This window comes from Thermacetogenium phaeum DSM 12270 (assembly GCF_000305935.1).
In the GTDB taxonomy this organism is placed as follows: Bacteria; Bacillota; DSM-12270; order Thermacetogeniales; family Thermacetogeniaceae; genus Thermacetogenium; species Thermacetogenium phaeum.
On sequence record NC_018870.1, the window covers coordinates 2855415 to 2870766 of the forward strand.

15 protein-coding genes are annotated in these 15352 nt (G+C 60.6%); 2 read left to right on the plus strand and 13 right to left on the minus strand.

What is annotated here, in order from left to right; translation table 11 throughout:
• The first annotated feature begins 82 nt into the window (after positions 1 to 82).
• A complete protein-coding gene (locus TPH_RS14035; protein ID WP_015051856.1) occupies positions 83 to 763 on the plus strand; it encodes a PRC-barrel domain-containing protein in 681 nt (226 codons plus the stop codon).
• Between the two features lie 206 nt (positions 764 to 969).
• On the opposite strand, the gene TPH_RS14040 is transcribed toward TPH_RS14035, so the two are convergent.
• The 8 genes from TPH_RS14040 to TPH_RS14075 form a co-directional block, all read right to left on the minus strand.
• Complete coding sequence (locus TPH_RS14040) at positions 970 to 1917, minus strand: ribose-phosphate diphosphokinase (RefSeq protein ID WP_028991251.1); 948 nt, start codon at positions 1915 to 1917, stop codon at positions 970 to 972.
• A gap of 19 nt (positions 1918 to 1936) precedes the next feature.
• Positions 1937 to 3325, minus strand: a complete 1389-nt coding sequence (gene glmU / locus TPH_RS14045; RefSeq protein ID WP_028991250.1) for a bifunctional UDP-N-acetylglucosamine diphosphorylase/glucosamine-1-phosphate N-acetyltransferase GlmU — start codon at positions 3323 to 3325, stop codon at positions 1937 to 1939.
• A 151-nt stretch (positions 3326 to 3476) separates the two neighbouring features.
• The gene (gene spoVG, locus TPH_RS14050) at positions 3477 to 3734 is read right to left on the minus strand and encodes a septation regulator SpoVG (RefSeq protein WP_015051859.1); all 258 of its coding nucleotides are present in this window, start codon (positions 3732 to 3734) and stop codon (positions 3477 to 3479) included.
• Positions 3735 to 3824: 90 nt separating this feature from the next.
• The gene (gene mobA, locus TPH_RS14055) at positions 3825 to 4613 is read right to left on the minus strand and encodes a molybdenum cofactor guanylyltransferase (protein WP_015051860.1); all 789 of its coding nucleotides are present in this window, start codon (positions 4611 to 4613) and stop codon (positions 3825 to 3827) included.
• Entirely contained in the window at positions 4610 to 5323 is a 714-nt protein-coding gene (locus tag TPH_RS14060; protein ID WP_236608799.1) for a GntR family transcriptional regulator, read from the minus strand. The genes mobA and TPH_RS14060 overlap by 4 nt, the downstream gene beginning before the upstream one ends.
• Positions 5324 to 5333: 10 nt before the next feature.
• The gene (gene ispE / locus TPH_RS14065; RefSeq protein ID WP_015051862.1) at positions 5334 to 6230 is read right to left on the minus strand and encodes a 4-(cytidine 5'-diphospho)-2-C-methyl-D-erythritol kinase; all 897 of its coding nucleotides are present in this window, start codon (positions 6228 to 6230) and stop codon (positions 5334 to 5336) included.
• 119 nt (positions 6231 to 6349) lie between these two features.
• A complete protein-coding gene (gene cphA / locus TPH_RS14070) occupies positions 6350 to 9037 on the minus strand; it encodes a cyanophycin synthetase (protein WP_015051863.1) in 2688 nt (895 codons plus the stop codon).
• Positions 9038 to 9057: 20 nt separating this feature from the next.
• Positions 9058 to 9888 carry a cyanophycinase gene (locus TPH_RS14075; RefSeq protein WP_015051864.1) on the minus strand — a complete coding sequence of 277 codons (831 nt, stop codon included), beginning with the start codon at positions 9886 to 9888 and terminating at the stop codon, positions 9058 to 9060.
• 85 nt (positions 9889 to 9973) lie between these two features.
• On the opposite strand from TPH_RS14075, the gene TPH_RS14080 reads away from it, so the two are divergent.
• A complete protein-coding gene (locus TPH_RS14080) occupies positions 9974 to 10696 on the plus strand; it encodes a ZIP family metal transporter (protein ID WP_015051865.1) in 723 nt (240 codons plus the stop codon).
• Positions 10697 to 10974: 278 nt separating this feature from the next.
• Here the strand turns inward: TPH_RS14080 and spoIIR are convergent, their stop codons facing one another.
• The 5 genes from spoIIR to TPH_RS14105 all read right to left on the minus strand — a co-directional run bounded on the left by spoIIR (position 10975) and on the right by TPH_RS14105 (position 15190).
• The gene (spoIIR, locus tag TPH_RS14085; RefSeq protein ID WP_015051866.1) at positions 10975 to 11634 is read right to left on the minus strand and encodes a stage II sporulation protein R; all 660 of its coding nucleotides are present in this window, start codon (positions 11632 to 11634) and stop codon (positions 10975 to 10977) included.
• 156 nt (positions 11635 to 11790) lie between these two features.
• Positions 11791 to 13326 carry a DUF3794 and LysM peptidoglycan-binding domain-containing protein gene (locus tag TPH_RS14090; RefSeq protein WP_015051867.1) on the minus strand — a complete coding sequence of 512 codons (1536 nt, stop codon included), beginning with the start codon at positions 13324 to 13326 and terminating at the stop codon, positions 11791 to 11793.
• 171 nt (positions 13327 to 13497) lie between these two features.
• A complete protein-coding gene (locus TPH_RS14095) occupies positions 13498 to 14142 on the minus strand; it encodes a CAP domain-containing protein (protein ID WP_015051868.1) in 645 nt (214 codons plus the stop codon).
• A gap of 143 nt (positions 14143 to 14285) precedes the next feature.
• Complete coding sequence (locus TPH_RS14100; protein ID WP_015051869.1) at positions 14286 to 14687, minus strand: FliH/SctL family protein; 402 nt, start codon at positions 14685 to 14687, stop codon at positions 14286 to 14288.
• 71 nt (positions 14688 to 14758) lie between these two features.
• Positions 14759 to 15190 (minus strand): hypothetical protein, encoded by a 432-nt coding sequence (locus TPH_RS14105; protein WP_015051870.1) that lies wholly within the window; start codon positions 15188 to 15190, stop codon positions 14759 to 14761.
• Positions 15191 to 15352 lie beyond the last annotated feature (162 nt).

The following is a 15352-nucleotide window of genomic DNA, read 5'->3' on the forward strand; positions in this document are numbered from 1 at the left end:
GGAATACCCTCGAAAACGGCCCAATATATTTTAACAGATAAAGAGCCTCAACCGTTAAAAAAGCACAAGGAGGCGAAGCAAATTGCGCAAGAGCCGCCAGTTCCTCTCCCTCCCGGTGGTCAGCCTGGAGGAGGGCAAAGAGATCGGCCGCATCCGGGGCCTCGTAGTTAACCCGCAGGCCGGTGAAATTGCAGCGCTCCTCGTCCAGCGCGGCGGAATTTTTGCCGAACAGAAAGTGATCCCTTACCCCCGCGTTGTCAGCGTGGGGAACAACGCCCTTACCGTCCAAAAGGCCAGCAGCGCCGAAAAACTCACCAGCCTCCCCCAAATCCTCAACCTGGTCAAAGAAAACGTCCAGCTGAAAGGCTCCCGGGTGATCACCGAAGGTGGTACCGCCCTCGGCTATGTCGTCGATTTTTTCGTCGACCCGTCCACGGGAAAAATCACGAGCTACGAAATAAGCGGGAAGAGCCCGGAAAGCATCTGGAAGGGAAAGGCCCTGCTTCCGGCAGAAGAGGTGCGCACCATCGGCAAAGACGTCCTGGTGGTGCGGCAGGGGGCAGAGGAATCCTTAAAGCAAGGCGAGGGCGCGCTGGCAGAAGGCGTCAAAAGCCTCAAGGGCACAACAAACCGTTTTCTGCAAAAGGCGCGGCAGCTGCAATCCCGGCTCCAGGGAGAAAAGTTTGGAGAAACCGGGCCGCGGGAGAAGCCGCAGGAGGAGGAAGTGCCCCGGGATGCACCCCCGAAAGACCAGCCCATATAAGAAGCCGAGCTGGAAGACGAGACCCGGTAAGCCTCTGTTCATCCCCTGCACCTGCTCCCGGACTCCGCTGGAACTCACCCGTCCGGTCATTGGAGTAGCAGCCGGCGGTTGGAAGAGCAGAAGTTCGCCTTGCGAATCCCCCGCCAGTTCTACGAAGAACCCTCAATGCCGACTACCACCCCCCATGGTGCCATCCGCCGGGAGAGCTACTCAAAAAGCTTGCTGACAGACAGGTCTTCGTGAATCCTGATGATCGCCTCTCCGAAAAGCGGAGCTACGGTGAGCACCTTCAACCTTGGGAAGCGCTTCTCGGGAGGTACGGGTATGGTGTTGGTCACCACAACCTCTTTGATCGGGGAATTCTCCAGGCGCACCCGGGCCGGCCCGGACAGCACGGGATGCGTACAGCAAACATAGACCTCTTTGGCGCCGTGCTCCAGCAGGGCTTCCGCCGCCTGGACGATCGTCCCCCCGGTATCGATGATGTCATCGATCAGGATTGCCGTCCTCCCTTTGACATCACCGACCAGGTGCAGAACCTCGGCGACGTTGGGCTGCGGCCTGCGCTTGTCGATAATGGCAATGGTGGTCTCGAGGCGGCTGGCCATATCACGCGCTCTGCTCACCCCTCCCACATCAGGAGAGACCACGATGGGATCGGCAAGCTCTAAAGAGCGGAAGTATTCGGCCAGGATGGGTACCCCCAGCAGATGGTCTACCGGTATATCGAAAAAGCCCTGGATCTGTCCGGCGTGCAGGTCCATGGTCAGCACCCTGGTGGCACCCGCCGCGGTGATCAGATTGGCCAGGAGCTTGGCGGTAATGGGGTCGCGCGCCTTTAACTTGCGGTCCTGCCTGGCATAACCGTAGTAAGGAAGAACGGCACAGATCCGCTGCGCTGAAGCGCGGCGCAGGGCATCGATCATGATCAGAAGCTCCATCACATTCTGGTTGGCCGGCGGACAGGTAGGCTGGATCACAAAGACATCCGCACCCCTGACACTCTCATTGATGGAAACGCAGATCTCCCCGTCGCTGAAATAGGAAACCCGGGCGTCACCCAAACCGATCCCCAGATAATCGGCTATCTCTCTGGCCAGGTCAGGGTTGGCATCACCTGTGAAGACCTTGAGCTTTTTGGTGTACAGCATCATGCCGATCCCTTCTTTCACACTACTCGCTTTCATTCTCCTCGTTCCCCTTCTTCTTTTTTTTGCTCCAGCCGGGAATAACCGACTGCCTGGCACGCTCCACAGCCAGGGCGTCGGCAGGAACATCTCTGGTAATGGTCGAACCGGCACCGACCACCGCGTTCTTGCCGACGGCCACAGGAGCAACCAGGTTAGTGTTGCTGCCGATAAACGCCCCGTCCTCAATCAGCGTCCGGTGCTTCCGGACGCCATCGTAATTACAGGTAATCGTCCCCGCACCGATATTGACTCCGGCGCCCAGCACGGCATCACCGATGTAACTGAGGTGAGGTATTTTGCTCCCCTGCCCCACCTGCGCCTTCTTCAATTCGACAAAATCCCCTACCTTGACATTTCCGGCGAGCACACTACCCGGCCGGATGTAAGCAAAGGGCCCGATCTGGCAGCCGTCACCGATGTCGCTCTCCACAATTACGGAAAACTGCACCGCCACCCTGTCCCCCAGAGTGGCGCCGCAAATCCGCACCCCGGGGCCTATCGCACAGCCCCTGCCGATCTTAGTGCCGCTCTCCAGAAAGGTGAAGGGGTAAATAACCGTGTCCCTTCCCACCTCTACCCCTTTATCGACATAGGTCGTCTCCGGGTCGCGGATGGTTACACCCGCCTCCATCAGGCGGAGGCACTCTCTCTTTCTCAAGATGGCTTCGGCCAAAGACAGCTGCTCCCTGGTGTTGATCCCTGCCGTTTCTTCGGCCGGTGCAGTCAGGGCGACGACCCTCCTCCCCTGCGACCGGAGGATCCGGATGCAATCGGTGAGGTAGTATTCCCCCTGATTGTTGTCGGGCTGCAGGCGGGAGACACTTTCCTCTAAAGCCTCCCTGCTAAACACATAGGTGCCGGTGTTGACCTCTTTGATCCCCTTCTGCTCCGGCGTGGCATCGCTCTCTTCAATAATGGCCTCTACCAGGCCGGAGTCACCCCTCAAGATGCGGCCGTAGCCGTACGGGTTCTCGAAAACACTCGTCAGGAGGGCTGCTGCGGCACCGGCCTCCCGCCGCGCCGCAATCAGCCGGACGAGGGTCTCCGGCCTCAGCAGCGGGGTATCCCCGCAGAGAACCACAACATCCTGACAGGAGGCGGAAATGTGGGGCAGCCCCTGCAAAACAGCATCCCCCGTTCCCCGGGGCTGCTCCTGCAGGGCATAGGTGTAGCCGTCACCCAATACAGAGCGCACCATCTCCGCTCCCCGGCCGACCACCACGACTATCTCCTCTATCCCCGCCCCCTCGGCCGCATCGAGGACGTGGCGCAAAAGCGGCCTGCCGGCAGCCTGATGCAACACCTTGGGAACCTCCGAGAGCATCCTTTTTCCCTCTCCCGCTGCCAGAACGATCGCCCCAACTCCCTGCATAAGGTATCACCACACAGCGCTTTTTTCCCATCAACGAGGGTGTTTTCTGCTTCACTTCGCAAACAAGAAAAAAGGGGATACGGATTCCCCGCTCCAACCCCAAAAATAAAAGAAGCGAACTTCAAAGCCTGTTCCTTATCTCAAGAGGCGGTCATTCCATCTCCTGATAAGCCTTCAAGATGGCCTCTTGAATGGTTTGCCTGGCATCGGAGGTGATGGGATGGGCTATATCCCGGAATTCACCGGCAGGCGTTCTCCGGCTCGGCATGGCCACAAAGAGCCCCCTTTCCCCCTCCACAACCTTGATATCGTGAACCACAAAAACGTTATCAAAAGTCACCGAGCAAACGGCCTTCATCTTGCTGCCGTCCTGACCGACCTTGCGGATCCGCACCTCTGTCACCTGCACGCATGGTACCCCCTTATTGCGCTATTTCCTCTGAATTCTGATATTTTTGATATTCTCCAATTATTCAGAGAATCCTTCTCCCGAGATTACTTATTGACCGCTACGGGCAAACTCCCTTTCTGCCAGCTTCCAGTCTGAGGGCTTATCCACATCTACCCCGATTTCCGGATAGGGGGTGATCACGGCCGCCCCCCTGGCTCCGACCAACCTGGAAATCCGCTGCTCAGCCTCACTCACGGTCAACTGCCCCGTAAGGTACCTCCAGAGCAAGCCGATCCCCACCAGGCGCGCCAGGGCGGCCGGTTTTTTGCGCAGGCGTACAAACTCCTCCGCCCAATCCAGGCACCTGTCAATAATCCCCTTGTGCACCAGAAACAGGTTGCCGCCCGTAAAAGTGCCATCCCGGAGGCGGGCATAAGTGCGCTTGACGCCGGGAAAGCGCCGCTCCGCCGCCTCCTGCCTGATGATGGGGTAATAAAAGTCCGCCTCCCGCTCCCGGCACCTGGCGAGGAAATCGGAGACGGCCTCAGACGTCAGAAAGGGAATGTCACCGGTGCAGGCCAGCACCCATGTCCACTCCCCCTCCCCGGTGCAACCCAGGGCCTCCACTCCCGCCGTAAAGCTTTCCAGGGGCGAACACCCGGAATCAGCGAAGAGCATTTCCCCTTCCCCCCCGTAAATGGAAGTGAGGTCTGGTGGGCCGACCAGGACGATCCTGGCGATCTCCGGGCACCCCTTAAGGGCGGCGACGACATAATCGACCATCGGCCGGCCGTTGAGAGGGAGCAGGGCCTTGCTCTCCCTACCCCATCCTTGCTCATCCTCTCCGGCCAACATCCCGCCTCCGGCCAGAACCACGGCGGCAACGCTGTCGATCATTTTCCCAACCCTTCCCCTTCCTCACCGGCAGCCGCTGCTTTCCCGCGTACGGCTTCCAGGAGGCTGTTCTCGGCGTTTTCGATATGCTCCCAGGCCAGCTTCTGCGCCCTGGCGACATCCCGCTCGGCTACGGCCTCGACGATCTTCCGGTGCTCCTCTAAAGCATCCTGCATCCTGCCGGGATAGGCCAGAGAAACGGAACGAAAGCGGTGAATCTCATCCTGGAGATTGCCCAGGATCTGGACGAGCCGCTCATTCCTGCTGGCCTTGTAAAAGGCGTCGTGAAACTCCATATCGCATTGGACGAAGCCGGCCACGTCCCCCTCTTCGATGCTCTTCTTTTTGCGAACAATAATCCGCTCCAGCCCCTCGAGCTCCTCATCGGTGATCCTCTCCGCCGCCAGTCCGGCCGCCAGGGCTTCCAGAGCGGCCCGCACCTCAAAAACATCGGCTATGTTTTTCAACGAAATCCCGGCCACATAGGCTCCCTTCCTGGGAACCATGACCACAAACCCCTCTAGTTCGAGCTTGCGAATCGCCTCCCGGATCGGGGTGCGGCTCACCCCCAGCTCCTCGGCCAGCTGGAGCTCCATCAAGCGCTCCCCGGGACGCAGCACGCCGTTGATAATGGCCTCCCGCAGGGTGTCAAAAACCACCTCCCGCAGGGGTTTGTACGAATCCAGTTTGACAGGCAGCAATCTCCTTTCCACTCCTCTTTCTTCACCCCTCCTGTTTTCCCACTGCATCTACGCACCGACAAGTTCTGGTTAAAAAAACATCGGCTCCCGGCATCTCCCTTTTCAGCTCCCCCGCAGCCAGGCGGGCTTCTGCCTCTCCGGGGAAAATGCCATAGACGGCAGGGCCGCTTCCTGCCATCACCGCTTTTAGAGCCCCCCGCTCCAGAAGGCGCTCTTTGAGAGCAGCCACCTCCGGGTGCAGAGCGCAGGTTACACTCTCCAGGTCGTTGCCCAGTGCGGCAATGATGCCGTCCCGGTCTCCCGCCTCCAAGGCCCGCAGCAGCAGGGAGGTGCGGCCTACCTTCGCGCTCTCCCTGTAGAGCCGGTAGATATCCCCGGTCTTCACTCCGAAGCCGGGTTTCACCACCACCAGCCAAAAAACGGGGAGGGTAGGAAGCCTTTTCACCAGCTCCCCCCGCCCCTCCGCCAGAGCGGTCCCACCCACAATGAAAAAGGGCACATCAGAACCCACCCCGGCAGCAGCGGCCAGCAGCTCCCGCTCGCCGAGACCGAGGCCGTAGAGGGAATTGGCCCCTTTCAAGGCCGCGGCGGCATCACTGCTCCCCCCGCCCAGGCCCGCAGCCCGGGGGATTCTCTTCCGGATGTCCACCCGGATCCCCCCGGGGATGAGCGGAGCCAGCGTGGCCAGAGCCCGATGGGCCAGGTTCTCCTCCCCCGCAGGGACATCCGGGGCATCACAGGAAACCTCGATGCCCGCAGGGGCAACGGAGATGAGCAGGGTATCGGCCAGGTCGATCGTCTGCATCACCGAGGTCACCTGATGGTACCCATCGGGCCGTAGGGCACCGACATCCAGCGTCAAATTGATCTTAGCATAGGCGGGGACCCGGAGAGCCCCCGCACCCGTTCTCTTCTCCATAGAAATATAAAATTACATGCAGGAGGCGAAATTCCTGCTTCCCTCCGCACTCGCGATCTCATTTTCAATAAAGAGGGCCTCTTCTGCACCACCTGGGGCCGGAATGGCCTAACTTAACCCTAACTCTGGGACGCCGCCTTCTGGGGCGGAGCTTCCGGCCGCCCTTCTTGCCCTTTGGCGGAACGCAGGGTCTTTAACACCGGCTCCAGTTCCTCGTAGAAAACCACCACCACATCACCGGGTTCCGCCCTGCGCAGGGCCTCCCGCAGGGCGTCGGTAGCATCCGGTATGACGTGCAGCACCTCCGGGAGGAGCCCCGCCCGGCGCGCCCCCTTGTAAAGCAGCCCGGAAGTTTCTCCGGGCTGACGGCCCCGGAGGTCGCGGTCCTCTCTGATGTAAAGCTCATCAAAACCCTTCCCCGCCACCTCCCCGGCATCGATGATCTGGTCATCGCGGCGGTCGCCCGGAACCCCCACGACCCCAATCAGCCGGCGCGGCTTAAGCGTCCGGACAAACTCGGAGATCCGCCGGAAGGCGGGAGCATTGTGGCCGTAGTCCACTATCACCGTCACTCTTCCCACCCGGTGGATCATCAATCTCCCCGGGTTGTGGCTGTGGTCGGAGCCAAAGGTGCGCAACCCCTTTCTGATCACAGCCGGGGGGACCCCGGCAACCCAGGCGGCAGCAGCGGCGGCCAGGGCGTTTTCCAGGTTATGCAGGGCGCGCCCCCCCATTCCGGCGCGGATGGACTGCAGCCTCAACAGGCGAATCGCCTTCTCACCCCTCCCCAGGTAGACCGAGCCCTCCCTTACAAAGACGGCACAGCCGCCTGTGCTCAGATGCCGCCGTACCAGAATGTTGTCCTCGTGGAGGCTGAAGTAAACCACCTCCCCCCGGGCGCGCCGGGCAAAGCGGGGGCTGAAAGGATCGTCGGCGTTGAGAATGACATGGCCATCTCCTTTCACCGCCTCCACAACCAGGGATTTGACCCAGAAGAGGTCTTCCAGGGTCTCAATCCCATCCTGCCCCAGGTGGTCGGGGCCTATATTGGTGACCACGGCCACGTCAGCCCGATCGTACCCCAGCCCGCCGCGCAAGATCCCCCCCCGGGCGGTCTCCAGAACGGCAACGGCGATCTGGGGGTTCTGCAGGATCAGACGGGCACTATCGGGTCCGGTCGTGTCCCCATCCAAAAGGCAGCGGTCGTTGACATAGACCCCGCCCGTGGTGGTCATTCCCACCGTCAGACCCTGCTGCCGGAAGAGGTGGCCGAGGATCCTGGTCGTTGTTGTCTTCCCGTTGGTGCCGGTGACGGCGATGACCGGAATGCTCACCTCAGATCCCGGTGGAAAGAGGTAATCGACGAGCGCTCTCCCCACGTCCCGCGGTTTTCCCCGGTTCGGAGAGAGATGCATCCGGAAACCCGGGGCGGCATTCACTTCGATGATCCCCCCTTCACCATCACGCATAGACCTGGAGATGTCCGGCGCCACCAGGTCCACGCCGGCGACATCGAGCCCCAGCACCTCTGCCGCCCTGACCGCCAGGAGAGCGTTGTCGGGGTGCACGCAGTCGGTCACATCGGCTGCGCTCCCCCCGGTGCTCAAATTGGCGTTCCGGCGCAGAAAAACCGTCCTTCCCGGTTCTGGCCGGCTCTCAGAGGTGTACCCCTGCCTGGCCAGCTCCAGCACAGCAACCGGGTCGATCTCCAGCCTGGTCAGGGGCCTGCCGTGCCCCTCCCCGCGCCGGGGATCCCTGTTGACGAGTTCCACCAGCTCCCTGATGGTGTGCTCCCCGTCTCCGATCACCGCAGCGGGAAAACGCTCGGCGGCGGCCACCACCTTCCCCCCGATCACCAGCAGCCGGTAGTGCCTCCCCGGAATGTACTTCTCCACCAGCACCTCTTCATCGTAATTTCTGGCGATGCGAAAAGCGGCCTCCGTTTCCCGGTCGCAGTTCAATTCGATGCAGACCCCCTTCCCCTGGTTCCCCCGCCGCGGCTTGACGACAACGGGGTAACCGAGCCGGCGGGCTGCGGCGACGGCCTCTGTCAATGAGGCTGCCGTCAGCGCCGCCGGAACGGGCAGGCCTGCATCCTCCAGCAGGCGCCTGGCCGACTCCTTGTCACAGGCCAGGTCTACTGCCAGAGCGGAGGTGAAGGAGGTGATCGTCCCCTGAATTCTCCGCTGGCAGCGGCCGTAGCCCAGCTGGAAGAGCAGGCCCCCGTTCAGGCTGATGACGGGGATTTCCCGCTCCCGGCAAGCGCGCAGGATGCTCTCGGTGCTGGGCCCGGGGCGCGTCCGCTCCCCCAGGCTCTCCAGCTCCCGCATCGTCTCTGGAAGGGGAAAGTGGCGCCCCGCAAGAACCGCCGTCACCAGAGAAACCGCAGCCTCCAGGGCGGCCACCCCCAGCTCCCTGGTGCCGTACTCCAATACCAGATCCCAGGTGCCGGGCTCTGGGCCGCGCAGCGTCTTCCCATAGGTCACGGGAAAGCCCGCCAGGGCCTGGAGCTCCAGGGCAACATGCTCCACCACATGGCCGAGATAAGTCCCTTCCTGCAGGCGTTCCACAAACCCTCCCGGGTAGCCGCGCCCGCAGGTGTGGTCCCTCAGCCCAGGCAGCAGGTCGAGAAGCCGTTCCGTAAAACCCGCCAACTCGTCCGTTGCCGCCTGCTCATGGGGGCTTAAAGAAAGCCGGGCCTGCAAGACCGGGGCGTGGATCCAGACGTTCCGGCCCTCGATGGCCCGGGTTGCCAGAATCTTCACCGTTGCTGTAACCTCCTCGTAAGGAACAATTCCCTTCGGCATAACACCCTTTCCTATTTTTTCTAATGGTCATCCCGATTATGCACCGGAGCTTTCAGCGGAACCCTCTTCTTCGTTTCAAAGCGGTATCCGGAGGGCAGGATGTGCAGGATTACATTGGTCAGGGCCAGCGGCTCTTTGGAGCCGGTTTCGGATACGTTGCTCTCTTCGATCTTCCTCCCGTCGACAACCGTCACCGCATGCGACCCGATCACCTCGAAGGTGCTATCGGGGCCGACCACAATGGCGGTATCCTCGTCTATCCCCACCCCCAGCATGTAGGGGTGCTGGGCGACGGCGGCCAGCAGCCGGCCCAGCCTCCCCCGCTGGGCAAAGTGCTGGTCTACGACGACCTCCCTTAGGAGCCCCATACCGGGTGCCATCTGAACGCTGTTCTTGCGGGGAGGCTCGGTCTCTTCCCCTTCCACGATCATCGTTTCACTCATGGCGGAGGCACCGGCGCTCGTCCCGGCGATCACGGCACCCGAGCGGTGGGCCCGGCGCAGGGCTTCGTCCATCCGCGTCCCACCGAGAATGCTAGTGATGCGCAGCTGATCACCCCCAGTGAAAAAAATTCCGGTGGCCTGTTTAATCTTCCCGGTCACGGCGGGGTCCCCTGCGTCCCGGCGGCTGCCCACATCGAGCACGGCCACCTCCGCAACCCCCAGGCTCCGGAAGAGAGACCGGTACATCTCCCCTGTTCTTTGGGGTTCGGCTGCAGCCGCCGTCACCACGACCAGCCGGGCCTTATCCCCCCCTGCCAGCTCTACAAACCTTCTCAGGATCAGGCAGTCGCCCTCCTTGTCCTCCGCACCCCCGATGACTACGAGCGTCCCCTGAACATCACCGGACACGGCGGTACCCCTCCATCATCCAAAATCGGGCAGGCATAAGCTGCATGCAACTGCAATATATTACAGCCGAAAGGCAGGTGGCTCCATGTTTACCATTCTCCCCAGCCTGCTGGCCGGAATGGCCACAGCCTTCGGTTGCCTCATCGCGTTAGCAGCGGGAACCCCCGGGCGCCGCGCCCTAGCGGCACTGCTGGGCGGCGCCGCCGGGGTAATGCTGGCGGTGGTGCTTCTGGATCTCCTCCCTGCCGCCCTCAGGGCTGGCTCCCCCCTGGAGGTGGGGATGGGGACCCTGAGCGGGATCGGGCTCCTCTGGCTGCTCGACCGCGCCCTCGCCTCCCGGCCGCTGACAGCCCCCTTAAACAGAAGAACCGCCTACCGGCGGCTCGGTTACCTGATGGCAGCAGGGATCGCCCTTCACGATCTCCCTGAAGGGATCGCCATTGCCGGGGCCTATGCGGCCGGGGGAGCGCTGGGCCCCCTGCTAGCGCTCTCCATCGCCCTGCACAACATTCCCGAAGGGATAGCCACCGCCGCTCCCTTGCGGATGGGCGGCCTGAAACGCCGCCAGATCCTCTTAATCAACATCATCGTCAGCCTTTTTACCCCTTTAGGGACCCTGCTCGGCCTCTTTTTGATTCAGCTTTCCCCGAGGCACCTCTCTCTGATCCTGGCCCTGGCCGCCGGGGGAATGACCTACCTGATCAAGGATGAGCTCCTCCCCGCCGCCCAGGATCAAAACCCCCTCTTCTGCTGGCTCGGGGTCCTCTGCGGCTATGCCCTCCTTTGGCTCGCCGGTTTTCTGAAATAGACCACCATGCCACCATCGGCGGCACCAACAGAGGAACGAAAAAAGGGTTTATCCTTGTCGGCGCAGCGACCTGACGGAGGTTGTTACTCGCCCTTGACGAAGGAGCAGCAAACGGCAGCCGAATCGAGACAGGATGTCGAGATAGGCGACTCTGCGGCAGGGAAGGCGCATAGGAGCCGGTCGGCTGCTTATCTATCGACAAGTCTTAGGGCGAGTTAAACCGAAAGATCCGGGAGCAAGCGCAAGGATAAACCGAAACGCATTTTCAGGGCAGGCTATCAGGTGCGCCTCTTCCAGAGCCAGGAAAGAAGAGGCGGGCGGGAATCATCCAGCCATTCCCCGATCTTCGTTGCTAAGCGGGGAGAGGTGGCTGCCCTCTCCTTCAGCACCTCCATCTCTTCCCGGCGGTCGCGCCAGTTCCTCTCCTCCGCCAGGCTCCTGGCCGAGCTCGTCAGGTCAACGTAGCAGAGAGGGGGAAAGAGACAGCACCACCAGTTCCTCCCCTCGCCATCCCCCAGCACGATCCTCAGCGAACGGTAGCTGCCTGCCGGAAAGGTCAGCGGCCCGTAGGAACGTGCCGGATAATCGTGAACCCCGAACAAGACCTCGACCCGGTCGCCGCACCCCTCCGCCCGCAGGGTTTCCGCAGCCACCTTCTGAATCTCAGGCAATCTCACCTGAATTGCCAGTAAAGCTGCAGAGTCGTCCCGCGCTCTTTCGAGCTCCGGCTGCAGATAGTTTAAAACGGCGTCCCGCACCTTAAGCTTTAATTCCTGGTCCTGCGGACTGTCGCTGGCCGCGATGACATGAAACCGGATCACGCCGCCTGGAAAGCGATCGCTTTCCCCTTCCGGCGCCCGCGGCACCGAAGCCAGAGCCAGCAAGAAGGCTGTGCTCAGCACCAAAACCATTCCCCACCGGATAACAAACCTCTTCACCGTCAATCCCTCTCTCCCGAACAGTCTCCTGCGCCTATTATTTCCATTATCCAAGACCTTAAACCGGGCAATAAAAACGCCCGGTTGCTACCGGGCAAAACTCCCTCTCGCTCGATTCTCTTCTTCGCAACTCTACAGCCCCCGCATTCCCCGGCTTTAAGGATCGCAGGGAATAACCAGGGTCGAACCGATCCGGAGATTATAGGGATCGATACCGGGATTGGCGGCCAGAATCGAATCAACACTGACATGATACCTCTTGGAGAGCTTCCAGATGGTATCCCCGGGCTGCACCACGTGTTTAAAAGGGCACGGCGGAGGACCCGGTGAGGGGCAAGGCGGGATTTCCTCACAAAGCACAACATAGATCTGCAAAGGCTCCACGACCCGCGCCGTCAGGTTGAGAACGATTTCCAGGGCAACCCTCCTCCCGTAGTCGGCGCAGCGCCCTGCGGCATGCTCCACAGTGCTCTGCACGGAAACATTCATTTCGGGCATGGCTCCCGGGATGGGAATAAAGTTGCGGAATTTGACCACCGCCTCCATGTGGTGCACCGACTGATCGGGCAAATCGCTGACGTAGAGGACCTGCGCCTCGATCCTCCCGCTGACGATCACCTTGTCCTTGATGATCACGATGTCCTCCGGCAGCACCTCTACCTTATGGATCTTGACGTCCAGAACCTTGGTGCAGCCGGGTTTTTCCAGCGGAACATCCACATCTTCCTTAACGGCAACCTGGACATGGTCCTCCCCGACGACATGGTCAACCCGGAGCACCTCCCTCGGAACATCCCTGTCGACAATATCGACAACGACATCCAGCTCCCTGGGCACGGTGACCTTGGCCACCTTATCCATGACAACTTCCACCTTTACCGTATTCGGGTCGACCACATCAAAACCGACATGGGTGATGGTTTCGTCAACGGTGACATTCATCCCCGGTTCTGCACCGAAGACCTCGATGAATTGGGTAAAATGAAGCGTTTGGTGCATGTGGTGAACGGGCTGCGTCGCCAGATCCGCCACGTAAATGATCTGGAGCGCTACATCCCCCTCCACTATAACCTTGTCCTGGATGACCCTTTTATCGGTAATGGTGACGCTGGCGTCGACGTCCAGCACCTTCTGGGCAGGGGGCTTCTCCGGCGGCACATTAAACCTTCCGGAGACCATCGCCTGGGCGGTGCCCTCGGCGACCACCTCCTCCACCCGGAGCCTTTCCACATCCGCTTTCACCCCCGGAGGGGGCTCAACCAATACGGTGATCTCTGCGGTTTCGGTCACCTTGACGAAGACCTTGAGAACGGCAGTGATCTCTACCCTGTTCGGAGCATCTGCCTTGACCTTCCCCTGGACATCCTCAACCGTCACCTTTGCCCGCGCCGTCATCCCCGGCTCGGCACCGGGTATTTCGACGAACTGCGTGAACTCCAACCGGGCATGGGTGTGGTGAACCGGCTGTCCGGGGAGGTCGGCCACATAAACGATCTGGAGGTTGAGGTGGCCCTCGACGATCACCTTGTCTTCGATGACCTCTATTTTGGTAACCTTGACCGTCCTGTCAATGGAGATGACCTTCTCTATACACGGCTTCGGCTCCGGCAAGCGAAAAACGTCCTGCACAACAGCCTGCTTCGTCTTCTCCCCCACGACGCGTTCGACCTTTAATGTCTCGCAGCCGTACATCTTGATCCCTCCTCTTCCAAGCCTGAATTTCAGTAATATAATATGTCAGAAGAGAAGGGGATGTGTTTTCAACCAATAATGCCGCCGTAGGGAATCTCGGCGGCATTTAAGACTATCCATTGCTTCCGTCTTAATCGCTATTCGACACCAAAGCCCCCGAATGCTTGACGGCTAATACCCGACGAACATCTGGGTAAACATCTTACCATAGGGCCCACCGGAGACGACTCCGATGCCGACGTGGGTAAAATCGGGGTTCAAAATGTTGGCACGGTGCCCCGGGGAGTTCATCAGGGCGCTGTGAGCCCTGGCGACGGTAGGAGCACCGGCCAGGTTCTCACCCGCGTAGCGGTACTGCACTCCGGCCCCTTTCATCATGTCAAAGGGGGAACCGTAAGTAGAGGAGTAGTGCCCGAAGCATCCCTTATCCACCATATCCTGGCTTTTCAGGCGCGCCAGGCGCACCAACCGGTAATCGACCGCAAGGGGCTTAAGACCGGCCTTCAGGCGTTCCTGGTTGACCAGATCCAGCATTGCCCTTTCGTCCTGGCTCAGGGCGCCTTCGTCCGGCTGGGGCTGGGGCTGGGGCTGAGGCTGAGGTTGGGGTTGCGGCTGCGGTTGGGGCTGGGGATGGGAGCGGATGATCTTAAAGTCGTCCCCGGGAAAAAGGCGCTGCAAAATACTAACCAGAACCTGGTCGCTGAGACTACCCTGATAGTAGACATAGCGCGTCGCCGCAGAAGCGGCTACCGGCAGGGAGGCCAGCAGGGTACAGACGAGCAGCAAACTGATAACAAGACGTCTCTTCTTGAACATCTACCAGCAACTCCTTTTTCGGGAATGTTAACATAATTATACTGCCCCACCTGCCGGCAGGACGAAGCTGTTCAGCGCGCCCTGCCCTCCGTCAGGAGCAAAAAGCTAACCCGGAACACACCGGAGGGCAATCTTTCAAATAATCAGGACATGCTGTCTGATTCTGGTTTTTTCGGTACCGGCTTCTGAAGGCAGTAGAGATGCGCTTCCAGCCGCAGGTGTCCGCAGCCGGGGTTACTGCACAGCTCCTCTCCCGCCCGGCAGACGGCCAGCCCGTCTTCAACCCCCTTACGGTATCCCTGCTCCCACCCCTGATCGAAGAGCTCATCGACTTCCTTTTTCCCCGCCCGGTAGCCCGCTTCTACACCGGCCAGATACCCCTCACTCCTTCCCCGCTTCCATCCCTCTCCCATCCCTTCGGCGTAACCGGTTTGATATGCCCTGGCAAAGCCATCCTGATAGCCGTCATCATAGCCGTGATCATAGCCGCATCCGTAAATGCGTTCCAAAAGCCGGAGCCTCTCCACATCCCTGGCCCTGCCCATCTTCAACCTCCTTTACAACCTCATAGCAGCCTGCCGCTCACTCCGGCAACAGGCAAGCCTCCTCCCAAAGCCTAGAATCCCCCCTTTACCGTCCGCTTCCCCGGCTCCGGCTCCTCTTTACTTCTGGCGGTTTCCGTCTGAACCCCCTCTTTTTTAGCCACCTCCCCGGCAAGGGATAAAAGTGCGGTGATAAGCTGTGGATTCAGCTTCTTTCCCGACTTCTGGAGCAGGTTGAGCAGCGCCTCCGGCCCCGGGCCGCCCCCCCCGGCCAGCAGCGCCGAGAGCATCCCGACCAGATCTCCCCCCGTCCCCGCTCCCCTGAGACCGGGGAAAACCTGCTGCGCCTGGACGAGGCTCAAGATGTTCATCAGGGAAAAAAGGGAAAGAACGGCCACCATGCCTGGCAGCTCCACCTTACTACCGTCAAGGCAATCCAGCGCCCTAGCCATTAAAGAGAAAAGGCTTTCCTCCCGTTCCGCCGGAAAACCCTTTTCCTGAGACAAGAAATCACCCCCAATCGATCTTCTACTTTATTCTATTCCGGGAAGAACAGCAGGTGACCGGAAAATGCCCCACCCGCAACTCGGACGGCAGAGCCTTTGCCACCGGGCGTCCTCCCCCTAGAAAAAAACCTCCCCGCCGGCAAAAACAACCAGCAATTGGAG